A 25,318-nucleotide genomic window follows, 5' to 3' on the forward strand; every position below is an offset into this window, starting at 1 on the left:
GCTGCCACGGCGCCGGCTTCGTTGATGCCGGGGTGGATGAGCTGGCCGGCGGGGGATTCCTTGTAGGCCAGGACGAGGTCGCGGTCCACGGAGAGGTAGTTCTGGCCCTTGGGGTTGTAGATCTTCGCCGTCGGGAAGAACGCATCCATACCGAACGTACGGGCCTCATCCGGGATGATCGGGGCGATGTGCTTGCCGAAGTTCTTATCCCGCATCAGGTCCTTCAGGAGCCTGACGAACGCCATGGTGGTGGCGGCCTGCTGCTTCCCCGATCCGCGCTTGGCTACCTCGTAGGTCTTCGCCTCGGGCAGGACGATCTCGGCGTGCTTGGAGCGGCGCTCCGGCACCGACCCGCCGAGGGCTGCGCGGCGCTCCATCATGTACTTGATTTCCGGAGCGTCCGTGCCCGGGTGGTAGTACGGCGGGCGGTACGTGTCCTGCTCGAGCTGCTCGTCGGTGACCGGGATCCGCAGGTGGTCGCGGAACTTCTTCAGGTCATCAAGGGTCAGCTTCTTCATCTGGTGGGTCGCGTTGCGGCCCTCGAAGTGCGGTCCGAGTCCGTAGCCCTTGACGGTTTTGGCGAGGATGACGGTGGGTTTGCCCTTGAATTCGGTGGCGGCTTTGTAGGCTGCGTAGACCTTGCGGTAGTCGTGGCCGCCGCGTTTGAGGTTCCAGATCTGGTCATCGGTGAGGTCCGCGACCATGTCTTTGGTGGCGGGGTCCTTGCCGAAAAAGTGTTCGCGGACAAACCCGCCGGATTCGGCCTTGTAGGTCTGGTAGTCCCCGTCGGGGGTTTCGTTCATGATCTTCACCAGGGACCCGTTGGTGTCCTGGGTGAGGAGGTCATCCCATTCCCGGCCCCAGACGACCTTGATCACGTTCCAGCCCGCGCCGCGGAAGAACGCTTCGAGTTCCTGCATGATCTTCCCGTTGCCCCGGACCGGCCCGTCGAGGCGCTGGAGGTTGCAGTTGATCACGAAGTTCAGGTTGTCCAGGTTCTCGTTCGCGGCGAGCTGGAGCAGGCCKCGGGACTCGGGCTCGTCCATTTCGCCGTCGCCCAGGAACGCCCAGACCTGCTGGTCGGAGGTGTCTTTCAGGCCGCGGTTGTGCAGGTACCGGTTGGACTGGGCCTGGTAGATCGCGTTCATCGGGCCGATGCCCATGGACACGGTGGGGAATTCCCAGAAGTCCGGCATCAGGCGCGGGTGCGGGTAGGAGGACAGSGCGTGGCCSKSCCGGGACTTTTCCTGCCGGAACCCGTCCAGGTCCTCCTCSGTSAGGCGGCCTTCCATGAACGCSCGGGCGTACATGCCGGGGGAGGCGTGGCCCTGGAAGAAGACCTGGTCCCCGCCGCCGGGGGCGTCCTTGCCGCGGAAGAAGTGGTTGAAGCCGACCTCGTACAGGGTCGCRGCACCGGCGTAGGTGGAGATATGCCCGCCCACCCCGATCTCGGGCCGCTGCGCCCGGTGCACCATGACCGCGGCGTTCCACCGCATGTACGCCCGGTACCGGCGCTCGTAYTCYTCGTTGCCCGGGAACGGTGCTTCCTGGTCCACGGGGATCGTGTTCACGTAATCGGTGGTGGTCACCATCGGCACCCCGACACTCTGCGCGCCCGCACGCTGCAGCAGGCTCCGCATAATGTACTGGGCACGCTCGGTACCCTGTTCCCGGATCAACGCATCCAGGGACTCAACCCACTCCGCAGTCTCTTCCGGATCACGATCAGGCAGCTGGTCAGTCAACCCGCTGAGGATATGGGAGGTATCTTCTCCTGCAGCCACGGCAGGGTTCCTAGAGCTCCTACGTCTGCACGGAGTTACAAGGTTGTTGTCCTGCAGGCATAGTCGTCATCAGCCACTCTAACCGTCGGGGCAAGCCGATGCGTAGCCGTGGGTTGGGCACGACAGTTGTATTTCGCCGTCATACTGGTTGTGTGACGAAGGGCCGCTGCGACGCAGGCAGGAACCCCCGGTGTGACGCAGAATATGCGCAATTCCGGGTATGCCAGCTTGAAGCGCAGGCACAAAGGGTGTTGGCTTGGGAGTAATGGAAATCACTATGCAGACTGCATATGAAACGTATTGGAGGAACACGTGAGCGAGGCCGACGCCGCCACTTCGGTAAATGTGGCGGAAAAATTGGGTTTCAAAACTGGGGATCTGATTCAGGAGTTCGGTTACGACGACGACGTCGACTTCGACTTGCGTGACGACATCGAGGACCTCACCGGCGCAGACATGCTCGACGAGGATGACCATGAAGTGGCGGACGCCGTCATCTTCTGGTGGCGTGACGGTGACGGCGACCTTGTCGACAGCCTGATGGACTCGCTGACCACCCTCAGCGAAAGCGGCGTGGTCTGGATCCTGACGCCGAAGTCAGGCCGGGACGGATACGTCTCGCCTGCCGACATCCAGGAAGCAGCACCCACCGCCGGCCTGCACGTCACCACGTCGGCCGGTGTCTCTAAGGACTGGAGCGCAACAAGGCTGGTCAGCAGGAAGAACAAGTGACGCAGGCGCTTGCTGCTGCATCCCTGCTGGCGGTTGGCGACCCAGCGCCGGACTTTGAACTTTCCAACCAGTTTGGCGAACCGGTCCGGCTGTCGTCGTTCCGCGGCCAGAACGTTGTCCTGGTCTTCTACCCGTTCGCCTTTTCCGGCATCTGCACCGGCGAACTCTGCGAGATCCGGGATAACCTCGCCTCGTTTGAAGACTCGAATGCCGCCGTCCTGGCCGTCTCTGTCGACAGCAAGTTCAGCCTCCGGGCCTACGCCGGCCAGGAAGGCTACAGCTTCGACCTGCTGGCAGACTTCTGGCCCCACGGCGGCGTCGCCCGCACCTACGGTGTCTTCGACGAAGACAGCGGCATGGCCAAGCGTGGCACGTTCATCATCGACGCCGGCGGCGTCATCCGGTACACGGTGGTCAACCCCCGCGGCGAGGCACGTGACTTTTCTGCCTACCGCAAAGCACTGGCCGGGCTGGAACAGGCCTGACGGCGGTGGAGAAGCCGCGGCATGGGGTCGGACTCACCGGGTTCGCCAGCATGCCGCGCGTCGAGCCGGCGCACCCATCCGGACGGGAACTTGAGGCCCTGGGCCTGATCCGCGACCTCTTGTCGGGAGCGCCGTTCGCGCTGCTCACGGGGGCGGGCCTGAGCACTGATTCCGGTATTCCGGACTACCGCGGTCCGGGGTCCCCGCCACGGTCGCCCATGACGTACCAGGAGTTCGTCAGGGACCCGGCCAACAGGCAGCGGTACTGGGCGCGGAACCACATCGGCTGGTCCCACCTCCGCCATGCCGACCCCAACCATGGACACCTCGCAGCAGCAGAGCTCGAGCGCCGGGGATACCTGACGGGCCTCATCACCCAGAATGTGGACCGACTCCATGAGGACGCGGGAAGCACCAATGTGGTGGACCTCCACGGCAGGTATGACCAGGTTGTCTGCCTCGATTGCGGCCGTACCTACTCCCGCGGCCTCCTGGCCGGCATGCTGGGTGAACTCAATCCGGGTTTCCTGGAGCAGGCCGAGGAATCAGGCCTTGTGGAGATGGCCCCTGACGCGGACGCCACGGTGGAGGACCTGGATCTGATCAGCAGTTTCGTCGTGGCGGTCTGCCCGGCGTGCGGCGGGACATTGAAACCTGACTTCGTGTACTTCGGCGAGAACGTGCCCAAGGACCGTGTGGAACGGTCCTATGCGATGGTGGATGAGGCAGCGGCCCTGCTGGTTGCCGGTTCATCCCTGACTGTCATGAGCGGCCTGCGTTTTGTCCGCCATGCAGCCAAGGACGGCAAGCCTGTGGTGATCATCAACCGCGGCGAGACCCGCGGGGACGACAAAGCCACCATCAAGCTTGAGGCTGGCGTGAGCGAATCATTGATGTGGTTGGCGGAACGGCTCCCGCCGCTCTGACCGGCCGGAATACCCGGAAGGTGGGGCGCAGATCCCGATTCGCGTTTAGCCGCCTTTGTCGGGTAGAGTCTATGTTCGTTGGTTTGCGGCTTATCGAAAGCAATCCAATTGGCAAGGGTCTTTAGCTCAGCTGGTAGAGCGCCACGTTTACACCGTGGATGTCATCGGTTCGATCCCGGTAGGACCCACAAACAACCCGCCTCGCATGCTTTTGAAGCACGCGAGGCGGGTTTTTTCTTTCCCTTTCCTGGCACAGTGCCGGCGTGGACCACCCGGAGTGCGGTGTCAGACCCTCGCCATAACGTACAGGGCATGGAACACGTGATAGTCCGCGACGGCGGCGATGGAGTACCTGCATCTGTGGTTTGCCGGGGCCGGGAGTGGCTGGTGGGCGCCGAACCGGTCAGGTGGTTTGAACGGGTCAACTGGTGGGAGACCAACCGCCGGATGCCCAAGGGCCGGAGCAGGGTGGACGTAGAGGTCCTCCAGGTCCAGGTACGCCTGGGAAGCAACGCAGGCTCAGCGCTGACCACCATGCTGCTTGAGCGCGACGGGCTGGGCGGAGGGTGGCGGCTGCGGGACGCCGTGGCGGACGCCGCTTGAGGTGCCAGGACAGGCAGCGCGGGGCTTCAGGGCAGTGGAAAACCCTCCACCGCGACTATTGGGGGATGCCGCGGTGGAGGGCCTGAAATGAATATACAGTGAAGTTCCGGAAACAAGAAGTCATTCCGGAATGTGTGTCGCCGGGAAAGCGGAGAAAGGGCTAACCGGAGGCCGCCCGTGCGGCTCAGCGCTTTACCGGGATGAAAACCCGAGGCTGTTCTGTCCAGGAATCGGACATCTGCGACATCGTCCTGCGCATGATGTGGTCGGATGCCTCGCGGGCAGCGGCTGCGTCGCCCCGAGAGATTGCTTCGGCAACATCCACGTGCCACTGCAGGGCGGCCTCGTGCGGATGGTCGGGCATGAGGCCGTGGACCGTGCGTCCCGTCAGCGTCTCGGCCACCTGGCCCATCAGGTTCGCGAACATCTCGTTGCCGGAGCCGGAAAGCAGCAGCGAATGGAAGTGGATGTCGAGCTCAAGGAAGCGGGGCACCTCACCCTTGTTGCCGGCGTCGCGCATGGCGTAGGCAACGTCAACCAATTCCAGGCGCAGCGGCGCGGGAGCGTTCTGGGCCGCCAGCTCGGCCGCTACAGGCTCAACGGCCGCGCGGAGTTCTGCGAGGGACCGCAGCTGGGCGCCGCGGGCGTTGCTTGCCAGCCGCCAGCGGATGACCTGCGGATCGAACGGATTCCACCGGCTGGCGGGCAGGACACGGATGCCCACCCGTTTGGTGGTCTCCACCAGTCCCAGGGACTGCAGCACACGGACAGCTTCCCGGATCACCGAGCGGGAAACCTTCAGCTCAACTTCGAGCTGTTCTGCGAGCATGAGGTGGCCTGCGGGCAGCTCACCCGAGATGATGCGGGTGCCAAGATTCTCGATGGCACGGTGGTGCAGGCTGCTTGTCATGCTGTAAGCCTAGTGCTCAGCATCGCCCGGCCATGCTCCGGGGATGGACCGCAGCAGGCCCGGTCTGGTCCACTGGATGGGCGTTACTTTCCTGTGACCCAAAGAATATATATGCTTTATTCCGACAGCTTGATCAGCGCAGTGCCACCCCGCCCGGGGCAGGCCCGCCGCACTTTCCGTCGTACGCAATGAATTGGAGTTTTGATGTCTGCACACATCGGTGTCACCGGCCTCGCGGTGATGGGCGCCAACCTGGCCCGCAACCTGGCCCGCAACGGCTTCACCGTGGCCCTGCACAACCGGTCCGTGGAAAAGACGGACACCCTGCTGGAAAAGTACGGTACCGAAGGCGACTTCGTCCGCACCGAGACCCTGCAGGAGCTCGTCGATTCGCTGGAGAAGCCCCGCCGGGTGCTGATCATGGTCAAGGCCGGCAAGCCGGTCGACTCGGTCATCGAGCAGCTTGAGCCGCTTCTCGAAGCGGGCGACATCATCATTGACGCGGGCAACTCGCACTATGAGGACACCCGCCGGCGTGAAGCGGCCCTGGCCAAGAAGGACCTGCACTTCGTGGGCGTCGGCGTGTCCGGCGGCGAGGAAGGCGCGCTGAACGGCCCGTCCATCATGCCCGGCGGTTCCAAGGAGTCCTACAAGGCCCTCGGCCCCCTGCTCGAGAAGATCTCTGCCAAGGTTGACGGCGAGCCCTGCTGCGCCTGGGTTGGCACCGACGGCGCCGGCCACTTCGTCAAGATGGTCCACAACGGCATTGAGTACGCCGACATGCAGGTTATCGGTGAGGCCTTCGACCTGCTCCGCTCCGGCGCAGGCATCGAGCCCGCCGAACAGTCCAAGATCTTCACGGAGTGGAACAAGGGCGACCTGTCCTCCTTCCTGATCGAAATCTCCGCTGAGGTCCTGGGTCACGTGGACGCCAAGACCGGCAAGCCCTTCGTCGACGTCGTGGTGGATGCTGCCGGCCAGAAGGGTACCGGCCGCTGGACCGTTATCTCCGCACTGGAACTGGGCTCGCCGGTATCCGGCATCGCCGAATCCGTCTTCGCCCGTGCACTGTCCTCGCAGGCGGGCCAGCGCAAGCTCGGCCAGGAACTGTTGGCCGGCAACGAGGTTTCGGTTGAAATCCCGGAGACGTTCGTCGAAGACGTCCGCCAGGCGCTCTACGCTTCCAAGCTCGTTTCCTACGCCCAGGGCCTGGACATGCTGACCTCCGCGGCCAAGGAATACGGCTGGGACCTGAAGCTGGACGAGATCGCGTCGCTCTGGCGTGCCGGCTGCATCATCCGCGCGGAACTCCTCAAGGACATCACCAAGGCCTACGCCGCCGACGAGAAGCCCGCCAACCTGCTGTTTGCACCGGCCTTCACCAAGGCCATCGCCGACGCACTGCCTGCCTGGCGCCGCGTCGTGGCCACCGCTGTGCAGCTCGGCATCCCGGTGCCCGTGTTCTCGTCCTCGCTGGCCTACTACGACGGCCTGCGCCGCAAGCGCGTCGCTGCCGCCCTCATCCAGGGCCAGCGCGACCTGTTCGGCGCCCACACCTACGGCCGCGTGGACGCCGAGGGCACCTTCCACACGCTCTGGGGCGAAGACAAGTCCGAGATCGAAGCGGTAGACACCCACTAGCATCCGCTGACACAACGCAAAAGGCGGGCAGCTCCAGGAGAATCCTGGAACTGCCCGCCTTTTGCGTGCCGCCGGCCGTGGTGCGTCCAGCTTCACTGGGCGCACCCGGCCGGGCGTCAGATGCGGTATTCGATGTCGTACTCGGCGGGGTCGACGGCGGGTTTGGTCTCCCGCTGCGCGTCACGGTGCCGCCATTTGGCAGGGACGCCGGTAACGATCGACTCCGGCGGAGCGTCCTTGACCACCACGGCGTTGGCGCCCACAGCGCTGTCCCGGCCGATGGTGATGGGGCCGAGGATTTTGGCGCCGGCGCCAATGGTCACGCGGTCACCAATGGTTGGGTGCCGCTTGATCCGGGCCAGCGAGCGGCCGCCCAGCGTGACGCCATGGTAGATCATGACGTCCTCGCCGATCTCGGCGGTTTCGCCGATGACCACACCCATGCCGTGATCGATAAAGAACCGGCGGCCGATGGTGGCGCCGGGGTGGATCTCGATTCCGGTGGTGAACCGGCCAAGCTGCGAAATGAGCCGGGCGGGAAAACGCAGCGCCGGGTTCTGCCACAGGCGGTGTGTCAGCCGGTGGATCCATATGGCGTGCAGGCCGGAATAGGCGAAAAAGTTCTCGACGGAACCCCTCGACGCCGGGTCATGCGACCTGGCGGCGTCGAGGTCTTCCTTTAGTCGTGCAAAAAAGCCCACAAACTTCTTTCTACAGGAAACGGGCGGAGGGCGGTCTGATCAGCCGCGGATGTCGTCATAGAGGACGGTGGAGATGTAACGCTCACCGAAATCGCAGACGATGGCAACAATCAGCTTGCCGGCGTTTTCCGGGCGCTTAGCCAACTCCAGGGCACCCCAGACGATTGCACCGGACGAGATGCCGCCCAGGATGCCTTCCTTGACGCCCAGTTCGCGGGCAACCCGGACGGAGTCCTCAAGCGTCGCGTCCAGCACCTCGTCGTAAACGTTGGTGTCCAGCAGTTCGGGAATGAAGTTGGCACCCAGGCCCTGGATCTTGTGCGGGCCCGGAGCGCCGCCGTTGAGGATGGGGGAGTCCTTGGGCTCGACTGCCACGATCTGGACGCCGGGCTTGCGCTCCTTGAGGACCTGGCCCACGCCGGTGATGGTGCCGCCGGTGCCGATGCCGGAGACGAAGATGTCCACGTCGCCGTCGGTGTCGGCCCAGATTTCCTCGGCAGTGGTGTCGCGGTGGATCTGGGGGTTGGCCTCATTGGCGAACTGCTGTGCCCAGATGGAGTTTTCGGTGTTGGCCACGATTTCCTGGGCCTTTTCCACCGCACCGCGCATGCCCTCGGAGCCAGGCGTCAGAACGATTTCGGCACCGAAGGCGCGGAGCATCACACGGCGTTCCGTGGACATCGTTTCGGGCATGGTGAGGATGACCTTGTAGCCGCGGGCTGCACCCACCATGGCCAGGGCGATCCCGGTGTTGCCGGAGGTGCCTTCGACGATGGTGCCGCCCGGCTTCAGCGCACCTGACTTTTCGGCAGCGTCGATGATGGCCACACCGATGCGGTCCTTCACGCTGTTGGCAGGGTTGTAGAACTCAAGCTTTACGGCAACGGTGGCACCCAGCCCCTCGCTGAGCCGGTTCAGCCTGACCAGCGGGGTGCGGCCTACCAGCTGCGTTACGTCGTCATAAATCCGTGCCATGTAGATACGCCTATCTCTGAGGGGTGAATACTGAGGTCAGCCTAACGAGGCCGCGTAATGCTGGCTAAGCGTTAAGCCATGCAGAGTAATATTTCCTGGCCTTGGCGAGCTTCGGGTTGATGATGACCTGGCAGTAGCCCTGCTCGGGATGTTTTCCGTAGTAGTCCTGGTGGAACTCCTCGGCAACATGGAACCGGGGGAGGCGGCTGACCTCTGTGACGATCGGGTGGCTCCACAGGGCCTGGTTCCGGTCGATGGCTTCTTCGAACAGGATCTTCTCCTCGGTGGTTTCGTAGAACATCGAGGAGCGGTACTGGGTCCCCACGTCATAGCCCTGGCGGTTCAGCGTGGTGGGGTCGTGCAGGGCGAAGAACATATCCAGGATGACCTCGGCAGGGATGATCTCCTCGTCGAAGGTCACGGCCACCACTTCGGCGTGACCGGTGGTGCCGCTGCAGACGGAGTAGTAGTCAGGGTACGGATCGTGGCCGCCCGTGTAGCCGGACACCACTGCCGTGACACCCTTTGTTTTCTGGTAGACGGCGTCGAGGCACCAGAAGCAGCCTCCGCCAAGAACAAAAGTTTTCATGACCTCTTCAATGGTTGGCAGCGCCGGATGATTCCCCGCGCGTCCCGCGTCACACCGGCGGCATGCCTGCGCCCGCCGGGCGATGGGGTAAAACTAAGACTATGGAACCTGTGGACACCGACGTTACCGGTCCGGACGAGCACGACGGCGACGCCCCCTTCGCCGTGCAGGCCGGCGACGAGCCGGACGGGGCTCCCACCCTCGGCGACCTGCTGCTCGCGGTAGAGGAACTGTGGCCTGAATCTCTGGCCGAAGGCTGGGACGAGGTGGGCCTGGTGGCGGGCCACCCTGCAGCGCTGGTCACCAAGGTGATGTTCGCCGTCGATCCCACGCTGGAGGTGATCGACGAAGCCGTCGAATGGGGCGCAGAACTCCTGATCACCCATCATCCGCTGCTTCTTAAAGGCGTCACGTCCGTCGCGGCCACGACTCCCAAAGGCCGGGCGGTCCACCGGCTGATCGAGTCCGGAACCGCCCTGCTGACGGTCCACACGAACGGTGATTCCGCCGTCGGGGGTGTGTCTGATGTGCTGGCCGACGCGCTGGGCCTCCAGGACGTTGCCCCGCTGACGCTGGCGGCCAACGGACTGCCCGAGGAGGGAATTGGACGGGTCGGGGACCTCGAGGACGCCATGACCCTGGGCGATTTCGCGGCCAGGGTCTTCGGTATCCTGCCGTCCGTAGCCGGGGGAGTGCGCGTCTCCGGTGACAAAGACGGCCTGGTCCGGCGGATCGCTGTGTGCGGCGGCGCGGGCGACTCGCTGTTCAACGAAGTGCGGGCCAGCAACGCCGACGTCTACGTCACGGCCGACCTTCGGCACCACCCCGCTTCGGAGGCGCGGGAAGCTGCGCTGAACGGACGCCCCTACCTCGTCGACGTGTCCCACTTCGCCAGCGAATGGCTCTGGCTGCCGGCCGCCGCGGCAGCCCTGGGCAACGTCCTCGCCGACCAGGGGCACGACGTCGAAATCCAGGTGAGTGCCACCAACAGCGATCCCTGGGACTTCATCCTCACGCCGGGCTGACCCGGTGCGGCCCGGTCCGGTCCGGCGAGGCAGGGACGCGGGCCAGGCGCTAGAGTCGAGGAAGCGCCGGTACGGTGCCCGGCCGCGGCCGGAGGGATCAAGCGGAGGTAACAGTGGCGAAGGCAGCACCGGCGGAACAGATCAAGTTGCTCGACCTGCAAGGCCTGGATGCAAAGCTCAAAGCCCTGGCCAGCCGCCGCCGCTCGCTGGAAAACGATCCCCGGATCAAAGACCTTGAGGCTGCCCTTTCCGTGGCCAGCGGCGAACTCGGTGCCGCAAAAGTGGCAGTGCACGACGCCGAAGCCGAGTTGAAGCGGGCTGAGGCGGACGTTGAACAGGTGGCCACCCGCATTGAGCGGGATGAGGCGCGCCTCAACAGCGGAACGGGCCTGTCCAAGGACCTGGTGGCTCTCCAGAAGGACATCGCTTCGCTCAACAGAAGGCGTTCGGACCTCGAGGACGTGGAGTTGGAAGTCCTGGAACGCCTGGACACACTCCGTGAGCGGCAGTCTGCGCAGCAGCAGATCGTGGACGATATCCAGGGCTCTTTCGGCAGCATCCGCGCGGAACTGGACAAGGAGCTCGCCGCAGTCGATGCGGAAGCTGCAGACGTGCGGGGCAGGCGCAATGAGTTCGCCGCCGGACTGGACGCCGGGATGCTGGCCATTTATGAGAAGACCCTGGCCAAGCGCGGGGTGGGCGCTGCCCGGCTCTTCCACGGCACCTCGGAGGCTTCGGGCATGAAGCTCAGCCCCGGCGACCTCGCGGAGATCACCGCCGCTTCCGGTGACGACATTGTTTTCTGCCCCGATTCAGGTGCCATCCTGGTCCGCTCGGAGGAGTGGGCCTGACCCAGGCACGCAGCAGCTGGCATCGTCCTGCCCGGCCAGCCGGGGCGTGGCACTAGCCGTTGGGCAGCGGAGCCTTAGCCCGGCAGGATGATGTTCAGCGCATGCGGTTTCCGGGCAGTCCCGGGAACGAGCTCCGCAGTCCAGCGCTCCTGCGCGGCCTTCAGGAGGCCGGCGGGTGTTGAGGGCGCTTTGCCGCGGCGCGAGAGCAGGTGCCGGGCCAGCTCGCCGCGGGTGTGCTTGGCGAAGTGGCTGACGACTTTCCGCACGCCGCCGGCTTCGGTGAAGACATTCACGGACACCGTCTGTCCTGCCGGGGGAGCCCACGCGGCCGCGTAGGTGCTGGACCGGCAGTCCACCAGCAGCTGGTCTCCCACGACGGAGGCGAGGGCCTCGGAAAGCTGTGGCTTCCAGAACGTGGCGAGGCGTCCGACGTCGGGCAGCGCCGTCCCCATGGACAGCCGGTAGGCGGGCACGGAGTCGCCGAAGCGGATGGCGCCCCACAATGCCGATACCACCAGCACCGACTCATCAGCCTTGCGCCGCTGGGCCGTCGTCAAGGTCCGGTAACCCAGGGCGTCGTAGAGGACGCCCGAGTAGATGCGGTGCGCAGGGGCCGCCGGTTCGGCGTGCAGCCGCGTATTGCGTACGACGTCGTCACGCAGCGATGCGCCCACGCCCAGGAGGTCGAGGGCGTCCTCGTGGGCGCTGACGGTTCCCAGTGCCTCCAGTACCTTCGCCCGCGCAGGGTTGAGGTCCGGAAAGCCCAACGACGACCAATCGACGGCGGCACCGTTGACCGCGGGGGTCTTGCCTTCTGAGGGGGGGAGCAGGATCAGCACCGTCCGATCCTACCGGCGGCAACAGCAGCCGCCGGCGCCGGTAGACTGGAAGCGGATGGGACAGCCAGGCGGCCGCGCGTCACGAAAGTGGCTCGAGGAACGTCCGGGCTCCACAGGGCAGGGTGGTGGGTAACGCCCACTCGGGGTAACCCGCAGGCAAGTGCCACAGAGAATAGACCGCCTGCTCTTTCCGTTTTCGGAAAGCGGCAGGTAAGGGTGAAACGGTGGTGTAAGAGACCACCAGCTTCCCGGGTGACCGGGAAGGCTAGGTAAACCCCACCCGGAGCAAGGCCAGACAGGGCACGTTTGAGGGCTGCCCGCCCGAGTGTCCGGGTAGGCCGCTAGAGGGTGCCGGCAACGGTATCCGTAGATGGATGGCCGTCGCCCCCGTGACGGCAACGGCACGGGGGAACAGAACCCGGCGTACCGGCTGTCCCATCCGCACAACCGGTTTGACCTTGGAAGATGTGTTGGGGATCCTGAACCGTGCCCGCAAATACCGATCCGCAGCCGGCCGGCCCGCCCGCCGGACCCCAGACCCGTAACCTGCCCACGCAGGTCCTGGGCCTGATGGCTTTCCTTGCCCTCTCCGTCACGGCCTGGGCATTGGCCACGGTTCCGATCCTGCTGAACATGCACGGCTGGTTCGCGGCTTCCGTGCAGGCGCCCTGGATGCCGCCGCAGTGGATGTTCCGCTCCATGTGGCTCCTGCTGTACGGCAGTATCGCCGTTGCCGCCTGGCTGGTCTGGCGGAAAGGGGCGCTCACGGGCGGCACCATGGCCGGCTACCTGCTCCAGCTGGTGCTCAATGCCGCGTGGCCGCTGAGCTACTTCGGCCTTTACCCCTTGCTGGGCCCGGCGGCGCTTTGGGCCGCGCTGGTGGTCCTCACTGGGCTGGCCGGCTGCCTCGTGTTCCTGATCCTGCGGTTTGGCCCGGTGAACGGCGTGGCCGGGCTGCTGGTGCTGCCCTACTTCTCCTGGGTGCTCTTCTCCTGCAGCCTCAACCTCTACGCCGCACTTCATAACTGAACGCCGTGTGAGTGATTTCACGCCCGGCGGGTCTGTTCCCCGGGCCGTGCCAAATTAGAATGGATTCTGGACGTAGAAGTTCTTCCGCTGGAATTGCGTTCGCATCCGGCGGTTTTTCTTTGCACACGATCCAGGCGCCTGGGGGCCGAACCCCGCAGGCGTGGATGCCCCTGGACATCATCAGGTGGCCTACAACCGCACACGAGGACGTATGCGGCTGAACCGAGGAAGGTATTTCTGTGAGCCAGACGTCAGATTCTTGTCTTGATACGTGGATGGGCCGCGAGGCCCTCGCCGAGGCCATGATTCCGGTGATCGGCCGGCTGTACCGCGAAAACAACGTGGTCACGAGCATCCATGGCCGGAGCCTGATCAACAAGTCCACCATGAACATCCTCAAGGCACACCGTTTCGCCCGCCGGATGAGCAAGGACGAACTCCTCCTGGAGGAGACCGCACCCCTGCTGAACGCCCTTGCCGGGCTGGAGCTCGGCGCCGCGGCCATCGACATCGCCCGGCTCAACCAGAAGTTCAAGGAAGAGGGCAACGGCGCCACCCTTGAAGAGTTCCTCCGCGCAGAGCTGGCCGACGTCGTGGGCAAGCGGGGCGGCGACGACCGCACCAGCACCGACGTCGTCCTCTATGGGTTCGGACGCATCGGCCGGCTCCTCGCCCGCCTGCTGGTCGAAAAAGCCGGAGGCGGCCACGGCCTGCGCCTCCGGGCCATCGTGGTCCGCCGCGGCTCCGACAACGACCTGCTGAAGCGCGCCAGCCTGCTGCGCCGCGACTCCGTGCACGGCTCCTTCGAGGGCACCATCCGCGTGGACGATGAATCCAACACCATCACGGCCAACGGCGTCCGGATCCAGGTCATCTACTCGAACGATCCCGCCACCATCGACTACACCGCCTACGGCATCAACAACGCCCTGGTGGTGGACAACACCGGCCGCTGGCGCGACGCCGAGGGACTGTCCCAGCACCTGCAGAGCAAAGGCGCCGCCCGCGTCCTGCTCACCGCACCGGGCAAGGGCGAGCTGAAGAACATCGTCCACGGCATCAACCACGGCACCATCGAGGACACGGACGCGATCGTCTCTGCGGCGTCCTGCACCACGAACGCCATCACCCCGGTGCTGAAGGCCCTGAACGACAAGTTCGGCGTGATCCACGGCCACGTTGAGACGGTCCACTCGTTCACCAACGACCAGAACCTGATCGACAACTTCCACAAGGGCGACCGCCGGGGCCGGTCCGCCGCCCTGAATATGGTCATCACCGAAACCGGGGCCGCGAAGGCAGTTGCCAAGGCCCTGCCCGAGCTGCTCGGCAAGCTCACCGGCAGCTCCATCCGCGTCCCCACCCCGGACGTATCGCTGGCCATCCTGAACCTGACCCTGGAGAACGGGACCACGAAGGATGAGGTCAACAACTACCTCCGCGAGATGTCGCTGCACTCGGAACTGCGCAAGCAGATCGACTACATCGATTCCCCTGAAGTCGTCTCCACCGACTTCGTCGGTTCACGCCGCGCCGGCATCGTTGACGGCCTCGCCACCGTTTCCACCAGCAAGAACCTGGTGGTCTACGTCTGGTACGACAACGAATTCGGCTACAGCTGCCAGGTGGTCCGGGTCATGGAAGAAATGGCCGGAGTAAACCCGCCGTCCTTCCCGGCCAAGGAGAGCGCCAAGGCCCTGGCGGCCATCGCCGTCTGATCTTTCCTGTTTCTTTTGGGTGAATTCCCGGCTGGTTCTCTGGAATCAGCCGGGAATGGGGCCCACACTTGGGGAATGGAAAACGATCAGGCACTTGAGCACGAAACCACGCTGGAACACGCATTTGACGTAGCCAAGGCCAATCACAAGGAAGCGCTCAGGTTGCTGGACGGCGCCAAGGCCGCTCATGCCTCGGGTGACGTCACCGCGGAACGGGTGCAGCAGCTTGAAAGCCTGCTGGCGGTTGCCGAGGAAGACCTCCAGAGGGTGTCACGGGAATTGTAGCGGTCACGCCGCTAAACCCTCACTCGTCCTGCACACTGTGGATATCCAAGGGCGGCGGTCTCCTGTGACCTAGGCTCATGGGGTGCTCCACTCCCGCCCCCGAACTGCAGTCCAGTGACCGTCAGCTGGTCCGCCTACCGGCGGGCGCGGCGCCGTTCCCGGCAGGCCTGGGCACTGTTGATAGTGGGCGGTGTCGCCGCCCTGGGGCTACTGGGCTGGTTCTTTACCGCGGGGCAATTCGACATTGCCGCACCCGCAGCGGACGGCCCCACAGCGGCTCCCGTATTTGATGCTGCGTGGATGAAGCCGGTGGCAGCGGTCCATGAGGTGCCCCAGGGCCCAGCCGCGGATGCGTTGGAAGCCCTCCCCGTCAAGGGCCGGGCAGGCAAGGACAACTACACCCGCGAGGCTTTCGGGCAGGCCTGGCTCGACGTTGACCGCAACGGCTGCGACACGCGTAATGACATCCTTCGCCGGGACCTGGCCGGCGTTGTCTTTGCGGAGGGCTCGAAATGCCGCATCTCCGCAGGGCACTTCCAGGAGCCCTATACGGGCAAGCCCATCGAGTTCCGCCGCGGCCAGGACAGCAGCGCCGCCGTCCAGATCGATCACGTGGTGGCCCTCTCGGACGCCTGGCAGAAGGGCGCCCAGGCACTGACGCCGCGCCAGCGGCAGAACCTGGCGAATGATCCCCTGAACCTGATCGCTGCAGACGGCCCGAGCAACCAGCAAAAGGGCGCGGGCGACGCCGCCACCTGGCTTCCGAAGAACAAGTCCATCAGGTGCCACTACGTAGCCCGGCAGGTGTCCGTGAAGGCGGCGTACGGGCTGTGGGTGACGGAGGCTGAGAAGGACGCGATGAAGCGGGTCCTGGGATCGTGCCCCGGCCAGCAGACCATCAGGGCAACCTGAGCCAGGTCACCGGTTAGTCAGTGCCCGAACGGGTCCGGGTCCACGCCGGGCAGCCAGGTCAGGCCGGGAACGCCCCAACCGTTCTTCTTTGCCGTCTTCTTGGCCTTGCGGGCATACCTGTCCATCAGGCGGTTGACGTACAGTTTGCCGTCCAGGTGGTCGTATTCATGCTGGATGACCCTGGCAAACCATCCGGTGGCCTCGAACTTCACGGGCTCGCCGTTGCCGTCAAGACCTTCCACCCGTGCCCACTCGGCGCGCTTGAGCGGATACTGGTCGCCGGGAAAGGAGAGGCACCCTTCCTCTTCCTCATCGGGGTCGGGAGCGGCTCCGGAGATCTTTGAGAGCGTGAGCACCGGGTTGACCAACACGCCGCTGGCGGGAGCGTCGTCCTCGTTCGCGTACTTGTAGACGAAGATCCTCTTGCCCACGCCTACCTGCGGTGCTGCCAGCCCCACTCCGTTGGCGGCATCGTTGGTCTCAAACATGTCCGCAATCAGGGTGCGCAGTTCGTCGTCGAAAACTTCCACTTCGGAAGCCCGGCGGTGCAGCACGGGTTCGCCCCAGATGGTGATGGGCAGAACGGTCATCTTCGCTGTCCTTCGGCTTGCGGCCCCGCAGCGGGCGCAGGGCGGTGATGCAAAAGAGGTGGTGAAAAAGAAAGGAGGCCGCACCGGAATAATCCGATGCGGCCTCCTTTGAACGGCTGCAATACCGTCCGGTGAGGGTGAGCTACGGGGGTTGAACCCGCGACCTCCTGGACCACAACCAGGCGCTCTGCCAACTGAGCTAAGCCCACCATGTGCCCCACAATGTGACCGGCTTCCCGGCCTCTGGAAAGGCAACTCAAATAGCTTACCTGCTCTTTGGGGGTACTTTGTCCACTTTCGGCGTTTTCAGCGAAAAATCCTGAAAGTGTGGCGCAGATTACTTTTAGGGAAGGCCGGTTTCCGGGCTGGTGATCCGCCGGGCGATCTTCTGCGCCGTTGCACTGTCCGGCCCGGGCGCCGGTACGAAGACTGCGTCCCGGTAGTAGCGGAGTTCATCGATGGAGTCCCGGATGTCACCCAGGGCGCGGTGGCCGCCCTTCTTGGCCGGGGACTGGAAGTACGCACGCGCGAACCAGCGGCGGGACAGCTCCTTGATGGTGCTGACGTCGATCACCCGGTAGTGCAGGTGCTCCACGATGGCGGGCATGTCCCTGGACAGGAAGACCCGGTCTGTTCCCACCGAGTTGCCGCCCAGTGGCGCCTTCCGCGGCTCCGGCACCCATTCGGCGATGTACTCCATCACTGCCGTTTCTGCCTCGGCCATCGTCTTGCCCGCCGGGAGCTCCTTGAGGAGTCCGGATTTGGTGTGCATGTCCCGGACGAAGTCGTTCATCTGCGCGACGGCGGCGTCATCCGGTTTGATGACGACGTCGACCCCCTCGCCGAGGATGTTCAACTCGGAGTCGGTGACCAGCGCGGCTACCTCGATCAGGGCGTCGTTCTTGATGTCCAGACCGGTCATTTCGCAGTCAATCCAGACGATTCTTTCGTTTGATATAGGCACCGGACCAGCCTACCGTTACACCTCCTGCCAACCGGCCGGTGCTAGGATTTCGAATACGTGGCGGGTCTCCCCGCTGCGTGGAAACGCGCCCCGGACAGGCCCTTCGGCCGACGGGCGTGGCCTGCGAAAACGCACAAAGATTGGACAACCCTGATATGACGGCGCCTTTGCCCGCGGCGGGCGGAATGGCTGCCGCCGCCCCGGCCGTCAGCGGCGGTGCCGAGATGGACGATCCCCGGTCCCCGATCCTTGCAGGCTTCGTTGGCTCCATGTTTATGCTGGCTGGATCCCTGGGGGTCGGCTGGCTGGCGCCCGTTTCCGAACTGCGCAGGATGCCGCTGTTCATCTGGATGCGCGCCGAGGCAGCCGGGGTAGCACTGTCCATCATCCTGCTGGCAGTGGGCGGCATGCTTCTGGTGCGGGCCTGGCTGCGGCTGGGCCAGAAAGTCCACGTGTGGGGACCCCAGGCGCGCAGCGCCACGCTCAAGGCGATCCTGGCATGGGGCCTGCCGATGGTGGTCTGCGTCCCGCTGTTCAGCCGGGACGTTTATGCCTACATCGGCCAGGGCCGCCTCATGGTCGAGGGGTTCAACCCCTACGAGAACGGCATCTCCTCCCTGTCCAACTACTTCCAGCTGGGCGCCGACAAAATGTGGACCGAAGCGCCGGTTCCCTACGGCCAGCTGTTCCTGTGGATCGAGCAGTTCGTGGTCTGGTCCACCAATGTCCAGCCCGAAGCCAGCGTGATGCTGTTCCGGCTGGTGGCGGTGGCAGGGGTGGTGCTGTGCGTCATCTACGTGCCTAAGCTGGCCGAACTGCACGGCGTCAACCCGCACCGGGCGCTCTGGCTGACGGCGGCGAACCCGCTGTTCCTGACCAACTTCATCGCCAGCGTCCACAATGATTCCCTCATGATCGGCCTGGCCCTCGCCGGCCTGTACTACTGCGCCACCCATCGGGTGGTTCGCGGCATTGTCCTGGTAACGCTGTCCATCGCGGTCAAGCCCATCACGATTGTCTTCCTTCCCTTCATCGGGCTGCTCTGGGCCGGGCAGAATGCCGGCTGGCTCCGCAAGTTTTCGTTCTGGGCGCTGACGGCCGGCATCAGCCTGGGCCTCCTGGTTCTGATGGGCCTGGTGAACGGATTCGGGTTCGGATGGATCAACGGGCTCTCGGCCCCCGGCAGCATTGCCATCTGGTACGCCCCGGTGGGCCTGATCGGGATGATCGTGGCCTCGCTGGCCAATTCGTTTGGCCTGGACGGCAGTGTCTTCGCAGGGTGGGTGTTCGACGCCGGAAAGCTCCTCGCGGTGGGCATCGTGGCCTGGCTGATCCTGCGGGGCGACTACGACCGGCTGATGCGGCGGCTTACGCTCGGATTCGCTGCCATCGTACTGCTGGCCCCCATCATCCAGTCCTGGTACGTGGTGTGGCTCATTCCGCTCTTCGCCGTCACCGGCATCCGCAACGACTGGCAGGTTAAGGCTCTCTACTTTGTGGTGTCTTTCTTCATGATCTACGCCATCTCGGACCAGCTTGAAGTCTTCCCGTACCTCCAGGCCGATGACCTGGGCTTCGCGCTGACCCTGGCCCGGGTCGCGGCCGCTGTCACAGGCCTGCTGTTCGGCCTCTACCTGATCTTCTGGGATCCCTCGACGAAACGGCTGTTCCGCAAGTCCGGTGACCTGGTTGTTGAACGTCCGGTGATCTAGCGGCCCGCAGCCCGGCCGTTGAGCCGTCGCAGCGCTTCCCGCCGCGACAGGGGGCTGATAACGGCCGAGTGCTTAGCCACGAAGGCCGCCACCCAGTCCGGTGAGGTTTTGGCGTACTCCCGCAGTGCCCATCCGATGGCTTTCCGGACGAAAAATTCTCCGTCTCCCAGGTTTGGTTCGATGACCGCGGCCAGCAAGGTGGTGTCCGTGGCGGCCTTGGCCTTCAGCTGGGCGATGATGGAGGCCCGCCTGAACCAGAAGTTTTCATCGGTGCTCCAGGCGCGCAGCACTGCAGTCATTTCCTCACGGTGGGCCTGAAGGAGGCCGCAGATACGCCCCGAAACGCCATCCACGAAGTCCCACCAGGCGCCGGTACGGATGATTTCCTCGTAGACCGGCAGCATGTGCAGGTCCCGGGAAACCATCCTGTTCGCGGTCAAATCAATGGCGGCGTACCGCTCCTCGCGCACCTCGGAGTGGCGCCACAGATCGAGGACGGTGGCACGCAGTTCCTCCCCGGACCGGAACGGCGCCGCGGCAGCCGCGTCCTTCGCGATCCGGCGAACTTCCGGCACCCGGACTCCCAGCGAGGGAAGGCTTGACCTCATGTACGCCTGGGCGCCCGCTGCACGCGCGGGATCGGCATGTTCCCGCAGCTCAGACCGGATTGCAGCGAGCACCTCGGGGTTGGAAGTTGCTGGGCTTTCCATGAGGCAACCTTAGCCAGCGCGCCGGACCACCGCAGCCATCACCTCCACATCCCCGGTAACCGGTCAGGGCGCCGCTGTTGCAGGTTCGGGGGCGGCTGACTGGCCGGCGAACGTCCAGCCGGCGCGCTCCAGCCACGCCGCGCACAGTGCAGGCCACTCCTCGGCGCCCGGTGCTCCGGCTGCCAGGCCGATGCCGTGCCGGCCATGCGGGAAGACATGGAGTTCCGCGGGCACGCCGGCGTCGAAAAGCGCCTGCGCGTAGCCCAGGCTGTGGCTGACGGGCACGGCTTCATCGTCGGCCGTGTGCCACAGGAAAGCCGGCGGGGTCTGGGAGGTCACCTGACGGTCCGCGGAAAGGGCCGAGAGCAGGGCCGGGGACGGTGCGTCGCCCACGAGGTTGTCGACCGACCCCTGGTGCACGTCCCGGGTCAACGAGACCACGGGGTAGCACAGCACTGCCAGGTCGGGGACGGAGCCGGGCACATCGAGGGCCGGGTCTCCCGTGGAAACCGCCGTGGACAGTGTGGCAGCGAGGTGGCCGCCCGCCGAGAATCCCAGCACCCCGACCCGTTCGGGATCCACCGCCAGGCCATGGGCGCCGCCGCGTATGTACAGCAAGGCTTCCTTGGCATCCCGCAGGGGAGCGGGGTGCCGGTGTGGGGCTACCCGGTAGCGCAGGACAAAGGCGTGAATACCCAGCGAGGCGAGCCATTCGGCCACGGGTTCGGCCTCATGGTCGGCCTGGCGCGCATAGCCGCCGCCGGGCAGGACCAGGACGGCGGGCCGCAACCCGCCACCGGAGCAACGGGCGGGAACTGAGGTCAGGCCGTTCGGCGCCATCAGTCCGTGGCCTCCGTGCTGCGGCGCAGCATGACTCTGCCGGTCACCGGAAGCGGTGCGGAATCCTGGTCGTCGCCGTCGGCCGTTGGTGGTGCAGTGGCCCTGGTGGCGAGCCGCCCAATCTCCTCCAGCGGCAGGCTGACCGTGGAAAGCGCAGGCCTGAAATCGCGCAGGGTCTCGATGTCATCGAAGCCTGCGATCCGTGCGTCGCGCGGGATGCGTAGCCCTTCTGCGCGCAAGGCGGCGGCCGCACCGATGGCCATGACGTCATTGACAGCGAAAATACCCAGCCCGTTGCCGGCCGGCCGGCCGCTCCCGCCGGTTCCGCCGGCCTTGATCCGTGCCGCCAGCTTGAGGCCGGCCTCGTATCCTCCGGACCGGTTGAAGGAGTTCCGCAGTACCTCGGCGGGGCCGCGGCCGGCCCGGCTGAGCCCTTCCTGGAAGCCGCGGATCCGGTCATCGGAGGTGAAGAGCCCTTCCGGGCCGCCGATGATGACGAAGTCGCCGTCCCACCCCGCGGCCAGTTCCACGGCAAGGTCTGCGGCAAGTTCCTGGTTGGGGACCGACACCACGTGGTAGCCCTCCGGGGCTGCGGCGCCCACGACAGGGTGTCCCACCACAGCAACCTGCCCTCCGTTGCGGCAGTAGCGGTCCAGCTCCGCGGCCAGTTCCGCGTTTTCGTCCCCGTCCTCAGCCCGCGACGAGCGCGAGCCGGCGATCACGATCGAGTCGGCGCGCCGGGCAGCGAAGGCGGCAACTGCTTCCTTTTCTTCCCCGGGCGCCCCGCCCGTGGTGGCCAGCAGCACCATCCGGCGCTGTTCGCGGGCAGCCTCCTGGACGCCCCTGGCAATTGCCGCGAAGTAGGGGTCCGCGATGTCGTGGACAATCAGGCCGATCAGGCCGGAACTCGACTTCGCCAGTCCCTGTGCCTGCGCGTTGGGAATGTAGCCCAAAGAATCTGCCGCCTGGCGGACCCGCTCGGCGATGTCCTTGCCGGGCTTGCGCGCGGAGCCGTTGAGGACGCGGGAGGCGGTGGCGGGAGACACCCCGGCGAGCCGGGCCACCTCGGTGAGGGTACTAGCAGCCACAGCAGCTCCTGGACGTCGGGGAAGATAACGGTCACCACATTATGGCAGTTGAAAGTTCTTCCGGAAAGCGCTTGCCAACTCCGGCGGGAGCGGTGCATGATGGATTCAGTGGGAATGCGCTTTCCCAATCAGGCTTGAGTAAAACTTGCTCACTCACCGTGGAGGACACATGGGCTTCGAAACAAAGACGATCCGCATCGCCATGAACGGCATCACCGGCCGCATGGGATACCGCCAGCACCTGCTGCGTTCCATCCTGCCGATCCGTGACGCCGGCGGCTTCACCCTGGAAGACGGCACCCGCGTGCAGGTTGAGCCCATCCTGGTGGGGCGCAACGAGGCAAAGATCCGCGAACTGGCGGAGAAGCACAAGGTTGCCGAATGGACCACGGACCTGGAATCGGTCATCAACGATCCCACCGTTGACGTCATCTTCGACGCCTCAATGACCAGCCTGCGTGCTGCCACCCTGAAGAAGGCCATGCTGGCCGGCAAGCACATCTTCACCGAGAAGCCCACCGCGGAAACCCTGGAAGAGGCCATCGAGCTGGCCCGCATTGGCAAGGAAGCCGGCGTCACCGCAGGCGTCGTCCACGACAAGCTGTACCTCCCCGGCCTGGTCAAGCTCCGCCGCCTGGTGGACGAAGGCTTCTTTGGCCGTATTCTCTCCATCCGCGGCGAGTTCGGCTACTGGGTGTTCGAAGGCGACGTACAGGCCGCCCAGCGCCCGTCCTGGAACTACCGCAAGGAAGACGGCGGCGGAATGACCACGGACATGTTCTGCCACTGGAACTACGTCCTCGAGGGCATCATCGGCAAAGTCAAGAGCGTCAGCGCCAAGACCGCTACGCACATCCCCGCCCGCTGGGACGAGGCCGGCAAGGAATACAAGGCAACGGCCGACGACGCCTCCTACGGCATCTTCGAGCTTGAGACCCCCGCGGGAGACGCAGTCGTGGGCCAGATCAACTCGTCCTGGGCCGTCCGCGTCTACCGCGACGAGCTGGTGGAATTCCAGATCGACGGCACCCACGGTTCTGCCGTCGCAGGCCTCAACAAGTGCGTGGCCCAGCAGCGCGCGCACACCCCCAAGCCCGTGTGGAACCCGGACCTGCCCGTCACTGAATCCTTCCGCGACCAGTGGCAGGAAGTTCCCGCCAACGCCGAACTCGACAACGGCTTCAAGCTGCAGTGGGAGGAATTCCTCCGCGACGTCGTCGCCGGCCGCGAACACCGCTTCGGCCTGCTTTCCGCCGCCCGGGGTGTCCAGCTTGCAGAGCTCGGCCTGCAGTCCAACGACGAACGCCGCACCATCGACATCCCGGAGATCACGCTCTAATGACGTCCCTCATCCTTCCCTCCCACGACGGCGGCACGCGGGAATACCGCCTGCAGGGCGGCGCCACCTGGGCCCGCCCCTCCGCCCCTCTGACAGCGCGGCGGGCGTACGCCGCAGCCCACGTCATCCCCGAGGTCCTTGCCGACAACACCCCCGGTGCCCCGGCACGCCTGGACTGGGATGCCACGATGGCCTACCGCCACGAACTGTGGTCCTACGGTCTGGGCGTCGCCGATGCAATGGACACCGCACAGCGGGGCATGGGCCTCGACTGGGCAGCCACCCAGCAACTCATCAAGCGCACCGGCGTCGAGGCGGCGTCCGTGGTTGCAGCGAACAGCGCAGCCACCGCCGGCAAGTCCGTCCGTGACCTCGTGTCCTGCGGCGCAGGCACCGACCAGCTGGACATCGACTCCCTGCCCGCGGGCGAAGCCGGCCTCAAGGCTGTCCTCGAGGCTTACCGCGAACAGATTGCCGTCATCAGCGAAGCCGGGCCGAAGGTCATCCTGATGGCCTCCCGTGCCCTGGCCAAGGTAGCCACGGGTCCGGAGGACTACCTGAGCGTGTACTCCACGCTGCTGCAGGAAGTTGACCAGCCGGTCATCCTGCACTGGCTGGGCACCATGTTCGATCCCGCGCTTGCCGGCTACTGGGGCTCCGACGACGTCGCTGCCGCCACCGAGACCTTCCTGGGCCTCATCAAGGACAACGCGGACAAGGTTGACGGCGTCAAGGTCTCGCTGCTCGATGCAAGCCACGAGGTGGCCCTGCGCGCAGCCCTGCCCGCGGGCGTCCGCCTCTACACCGGCGATGACTTCAACTACCCCGAACTCATCGACGGAGACGGCACGCACCACTCGGACGCGCTGCTCGGCATCTTCGCAGCCATCTACCCGGCCGCCTCGGTAGCCCTGCAGAACTACGACGCCGGCAACGCCGCCAAGGCCCGCGAGATCCTGGACTCCACCCGCGAACTAGGCAAGCACATCTTCAGCGCCCCCACGTTCTACTACAAGACCGGCATTGCGTTCATGTCCTGGCTCAACGGCAAGCAGCCGGGCTTCCAGATGGTGGGCGGCCTGCACTCCGGCCGCTCCGTCTGCCACCTGGCCAAGACCTTCGAACTCGCCGACCAGGCGGGCCTGCTGAAGGATCCCGCCCTCGCCGCTTTCCGGATGTCCGACTACCTGCGGATCAACGGGGTGGGCGTGTGAGCGACTTCTCAAGGTTGGCCATCAACAGCGCCACCACCAAGAAATGGACACTTGCCCAGGTGGTCGAGGGATGCGTCAACGCCGGCATTCCCTCCATCGGCCCGTGGCGGGACCGCGTGGAGGAGGCCGGCCTGGACAAGGCTGCCCGCCTGATCAAGGACGCGGGACTGCGGGTCTCCTCGCTGTGCCGCGGCGGTTTCCTGACCGCTGCCGACGCCGAGGGGCAGGCGGCTGCGCTCGCTGACAACCGCGCAGCAATCCTCGAGGCCGTGGCACTGGACACCAGGGAACTGTTCCTGGTGGTAGGCGGCCTGGCGCCGGGGGAGAAGGACGTCGTGGCGGCACGGCAGCGTGTGGCGGACCGGTTGGCGGACCTTGTTCCGTTCGCCGCGGAAAACGGCGTCCGGCTGGTGCTGGAACCGCTGCACCCGATGTACGCCGCGGACCGCGCACTCATCTCCACCCTTGGCCAGGCGCTGGACCTTGCGGCGCCCTTCGATGCCGCGACGGTGGGCGTCGCCGTGGATACGTTCCATGTCTGGTGGGATCCGGAGCTGAAGGCGCAGATCGAGCGGGCCGGGCGGGAAAACCGCATCGCTTCCTACCAGGTGTGCGATTTCAACATGCCCATTGCCGCTGATCCGCTGCTCTCCCGCGGATACATGGGCGATGGCGTCGTGGACTTCGCCACCATCGGCACCTGGGTGCGGGATGCCGGCTACACCGGCGACATCGAAGTCGAAATCTTCAACCAGGAGATCTGGGACACCGACGGCAACACCGTGCTGTCCACGGTCAAGGAACGCTACGCGGAGCTTGTCCTGCCGTACGCCTGACCTGGTCCAGGCCGCGGGCT

General features: G+C 65.4%; 26 protein-coding genes, 2 tRNA genes and 1 other RNA gene. 17 read left to right on the forward strand and 12 right to left on the reverse strand.

Features of this window, described 5'->3' with window-relative positions; all coding sequences use genetic code 11:
• Window positions 1-1,784 (reverse strand): pyruvate dehydrogenase (acetyl-transferring), homodimeric type (gene aceE / locus AC1DBN_RS00005; protein WP_477722394.1); only part of this gene is annotated, 1,784 nt, incomplete at its 3' end.
• Between the two features lie 312 nt (window positions 1,785-2,096).
• Here aceE and AC1DBN_RS00010 point away from each other — a divergent pair.
• The 5 genes from AC1DBN_RS00010 to AC1DBN_RS00030 all read left to right on the forward strand — a co-directional run bounded on the left by AC1DBN_RS00010 (window position 2,097) and on the right by AC1DBN_RS00030 (window position 4,530).
• A complete protein-coding gene (locus AC1DBN_RS00010; protein ID WP_091723998.1) occupies window positions 2,097-2,516 on the forward strand; it encodes a DUF3052 domain-containing protein in 420 nt (139 codons plus the stop codon).
• Window positions 2,513-3,001 (forward strand): peroxiredoxin, encoded by a 489-nt coding sequence (locus AC1DBN_RS00015; protein ID WP_477722395.1) that lies wholly within the window; start codon window positions 2,513-2,515, stop codon window positions 2,999-3,001. The genes AC1DBN_RS00010 and AC1DBN_RS00015 overlap by 4 nt, the downstream gene beginning before the upstream one ends.
• A 50-nt stretch (window positions 3,002-3,051) precedes the next feature.
• Window positions 3,052-3,927 carry a Sir2 family NAD-dependent protein deacetylase gene (locus tag AC1DBN_RS00020; protein ID WP_477722396.1) on the forward strand — a complete coding sequence of 292 codons (876 nt, stop codon included), beginning with the start codon at window positions 3,052-3,054 and terminating at the stop codon, window positions 3,925-3,927.
• A 115-nt stretch (window positions 3,928-4,042) separates the two neighbouring features.
• Window positions 4,043-4,115: transfer RNA gene (locus tag AC1DBN_RS00025), tRNA-Val, on the forward strand.
• 124 nt (window positions 4,116-4,239) lie between these two features.
• A complete protein-coding gene (locus tag AC1DBN_RS00030) occupies window positions 4,240-4,530 on the forward strand; it encodes a hypothetical protein (protein ID WP_477722397.1) in 291 nt (96 codons plus the stop codon).
• Between the two features lie 184 nt (window positions 4,531-4,714).
• On the opposite strand, the gene AC1DBN_RS00035 is transcribed toward AC1DBN_RS00030, so the two are convergent.
• A complete protein-coding gene (locus tag AC1DBN_RS00035; protein ID WP_477722398.1) occupies window positions 4,715-5,440 on the reverse strand; it encodes a FadR/GntR family transcriptional regulator in 726 nt (241 codons plus the stop codon).
• A 204-nt stretch (window positions 5,441-5,644) separates the two neighbouring features.
• Between AC1DBN_RS00035 and gndA the strand changes: the two genes are divergently transcribed.
• Window positions 5,645-7,081 (forward strand): NADP-dependent phosphogluconate dehydrogenase, encoded by a 1,437-nt coding sequence (gndA, locus tag AC1DBN_RS00040; protein WP_377202158.1) that lies wholly within the window; start codon window positions 5,645-5,647, stop codon window positions 7,079-7,081.
• A 116-nt stretch (window positions 7,082-7,197) separates the two neighbouring features.
• Here gndA and epsC read toward each other — a convergent pair whose 3' ends face one another.
• From epsC to msrA, 3 genes are all read right to left on the reverse strand, one after another.
• Window positions 7,198-7,782 carry a serine O-acetyltransferase EpsC gene (gene epsC / locus AC1DBN_RS00045; RefSeq protein WP_091720860.1) on the reverse strand — a complete coding sequence of 195 codons (585 nt, stop codon included), beginning with the start codon at window positions 7,780-7,782 and terminating at the stop codon, window positions 7,198-7,200.
• A gap of 39 nt (window positions 7,783-7,821) precedes the next feature.
• Entirely contained in the window at window positions 7,822-8,757 is a 936-nt protein-coding gene (cysK, locus tag AC1DBN_RS00050; RefSeq protein ID WP_091720858.1) for a cysteine synthase A, read from the reverse strand.
• Between the two features lie 64 nt (window positions 8,758-8,821).
• The gene (gene msrA, locus AC1DBN_RS00055; RefSeq protein WP_091720857.1) at window positions 8,822-9,346 is read right to left on the reverse strand and encodes a peptide-methionine (S)-S-oxide reductase MsrA; all 525 of its coding nucleotides are present in this window, start codon (window positions 9,344-9,346) and stop codon (window positions 8,822-8,824) included.
• A 101-nt stretch (window positions 9,347-9,447) separates the two neighbouring features.
• Between msrA and AC1DBN_RS00060 the strand changes: the two genes are divergently transcribed.
• The gene (locus AC1DBN_RS00060; RefSeq protein WP_477722399.1) at window positions 9,448-10,371 is read left to right on the forward strand and encodes a Nif3-like dinuclear metal center hexameric protein; all 924 of its coding nucleotides are present in this window, start codon (window positions 9,448-9,450) and stop codon (window positions 10,369-10,371) included.
• Between the two features lie 113 nt (window positions 10,372-10,484).
• Window positions 10,485-11,222, forward strand: a complete 738-nt coding sequence (locus AC1DBN_RS00065) for a zinc ribbon domain-containing protein (protein WP_056079856.1) — start codon at window positions 10,485-10,487, stop codon at window positions 11,220-11,222.
• A 74-nt stretch (window positions 11,223-11,296) separates the two neighbouring features.
• Here the strand turns inward: AC1DBN_RS00065 and AC1DBN_RS00070 are convergent, their stop codons facing one another.
• Entirely contained in the window at window positions 11,297-12,061 is a 765-nt protein-coding gene (locus AC1DBN_RS00070; protein ID WP_314213412.1) for a YaaA family protein, read from the reverse strand.
• A gap of 56 nt (window positions 12,062-12,117) precedes the next feature.
• Between AC1DBN_RS00070 and rnpB the strand changes: the two genes are divergently transcribed.
• The 5 genes from rnpB to AC1DBN_RS00095 all read left to right on the forward strand — a co-directional run bounded on the left by rnpB (window position 12,118) and on the right by AC1DBN_RS00095 (window position 16,005).
• Window positions 12,118-12,503, forward strand: an RNA gene (gene rnpB, locus AC1DBN_RS00075) — RNase P RNA component class A.
• A gap of 44 nt (window positions 12,504-12,547) precedes the next feature.
• The gene (locus tag AC1DBN_RS00080; protein WP_314213411.1) at window positions 12,548-13,090 is read left to right on the forward strand and encodes a TspO/MBR family protein; all 543 of its coding nucleotides are present in this window, start codon (window positions 12,548-12,550) and stop codon (window positions 13,088-13,090) included.
• 239 nt (window positions 13,091-13,329) lie between these two features.
• Entirely contained in the window at window positions 13,330-14,808 is a 1,479-nt protein-coding gene (locus AC1DBN_RS00085) for a glyceraldehyde-3-phosphate dehydrogenase (protein ID WP_477722400.1), read from the forward strand.
• A gap of 75 nt (window positions 14,809-14,883) precedes the next feature.
• Window positions 14,884-15,093 (forward strand): hypothetical protein, encoded by a 210-nt coding sequence (locus AC1DBN_RS00090; protein WP_477722401.1) that lies wholly within the window; start codon window positions 14,884-14,886, stop codon window positions 15,091-15,093.
• A gap of 114 nt (window positions 15,094-15,207) precedes the next feature.
• Window positions 15,208-16,005, forward strand: coding sequence for an HNH endonuclease family protein (locus AC1DBN_RS00095; protein WP_091720843.1), 798 nt, complete (start codon window positions 15,208-15,210; stop codon window positions 16,003-16,005).
• Between the two features lie 17 nt (window positions 16,006-16,022).
• Here the strand turns inward: AC1DBN_RS00095 and def are convergent, their stop codons facing one another.
• The 3 genes from def to orn all read right to left on the reverse strand — a co-directional run bounded on the left by def (window position 16,023) and on the right by orn (window position 17,559).
• Window positions 16,023-16,595 carry a peptide deformylase gene (gene def / locus AC1DBN_RS00100; RefSeq protein ID WP_091720840.1) on the reverse strand — a complete coding sequence of 191 codons (573 nt, stop codon included), beginning with the start codon at window positions 16,593-16,595 and terminating at the stop codon, window positions 16,023-16,025.
• A gap of 136 nt (window positions 16,596-16,731) precedes the next feature.
• A tRNA-His gene (locus AC1DBN_RS00105) sits at window positions 16,732-16,804 on the reverse strand.
• A 134-nt stretch (window positions 16,805-16,938) separates the two neighbouring features.
• Window positions 16,939-17,559: an oligoribonuclease gene (gene orn / locus AC1DBN_RS00110; RefSeq protein ID WP_091720837.1), complete on the reverse strand. Its 621-nt coding sequence runs from the start codon at window positions 17,557-17,559 to the stop codon at window positions 16,939-16,941.
• A 155-nt stretch (window positions 17,560-17,714) separates the two neighbouring features.
• Here orn and mptB point away from each other — a divergent pair, with 155 nt between their 5' ends.
• Entirely contained in the window at window positions 17,715-19,271 is a 1,557-nt protein-coding gene (gene mptB / locus AC1DBN_RS00115; protein WP_390896651.1) for a polyprenol phosphomannose-dependent alpha 1,6 mannosyltransferase MptB, read from the forward strand.
• Here the strand turns inward: mptB and AC1DBN_RS00120 are convergent.
• The 3 genes from AC1DBN_RS00120 to AC1DBN_RS00130 all read right to left on the reverse strand — a co-directional run bounded on the left by AC1DBN_RS00120 (window position 19,268) and on the right by AC1DBN_RS00130 (window position 21,909).
• A complete protein-coding gene (locus tag AC1DBN_RS00120) occupies window positions 19,268-19,981 on the reverse strand; it encodes a DNA alkylation repair protein (protein ID WP_091720830.1) in 714 nt (237 codons plus the stop codon). The genes mptB and AC1DBN_RS00120 overlap by 4 nt on opposite strands.
• Window positions 19,982-20,044: 63 nt before the next feature.
• Window positions 20,045-20,821: an alpha/beta hydrolase gene (locus AC1DBN_RS00125; RefSeq protein WP_091720828.1), complete on the reverse strand. Its 777-nt coding sequence runs from the start codon at window positions 20,819-20,821 to the stop codon at window positions 20,045-20,047.
• A complete protein-coding gene (locus tag AC1DBN_RS00130; RefSeq protein WP_091720825.1) occupies window positions 20,821-21,909 on the reverse strand; it encodes a LacI family DNA-binding transcriptional regulator in 1,089 nt (362 codons plus the stop codon). The genes AC1DBN_RS00125 and AC1DBN_RS00130 overlap by 1 nt, the downstream gene beginning before the upstream one ends.
• A gap of 169 nt (window positions 21,910-22,078) precedes the next feature.
• Here AC1DBN_RS00130 and AC1DBN_RS00135 point away from each other — a divergent pair, with 169 nt between their 5' ends.
• From AC1DBN_RS00135 to AC1DBN_RS00145, 3 genes are read left to right on the forward strand one after another with little or no spacing between them, the layout of a single operon-like run.
• Window positions 22,079-23,248 (forward strand): Gfo/Idh/MocA family protein, encoded by a 1,170-nt coding sequence (locus AC1DBN_RS00135; protein WP_091720822.1) that lies wholly within the window; start codon window positions 22,079-22,081, stop codon window positions 23,246-23,248.
• On the forward strand, window positions 23,248-24,462 hold the full coding sequence (locus tag AC1DBN_RS00140) for a dihydrodipicolinate synthase family protein (protein WP_477722402.1): 1,215 nt from the start codon (window positions 23,248-23,250) through the stop codon (window positions 24,460-24,462). The genes AC1DBN_RS00135 and AC1DBN_RS00140 overlap by 1 nt, the downstream gene beginning before the upstream one ends.
• Window positions 24,459-25,298 carry a sugar phosphate isomerase/epimerase family protein gene (locus tag AC1DBN_RS00145; RefSeq protein ID WP_091720817.1) on the forward strand — a complete coding sequence of 280 codons (840 nt, stop codon included), beginning with the start codon at window positions 24,459-24,461 and terminating at the stop codon, window positions 25,296-25,298. The genes AC1DBN_RS00140 and AC1DBN_RS00145 overlap by 4 nt, the downstream gene beginning before the upstream one ends.
• The last annotated feature ends 20 nt before the right edge of the window (window positions 25,299-25,318 follow it).

Source organism: Pseudarthrobacter sp. 10T415 (genome assembly GCF_056394175.1).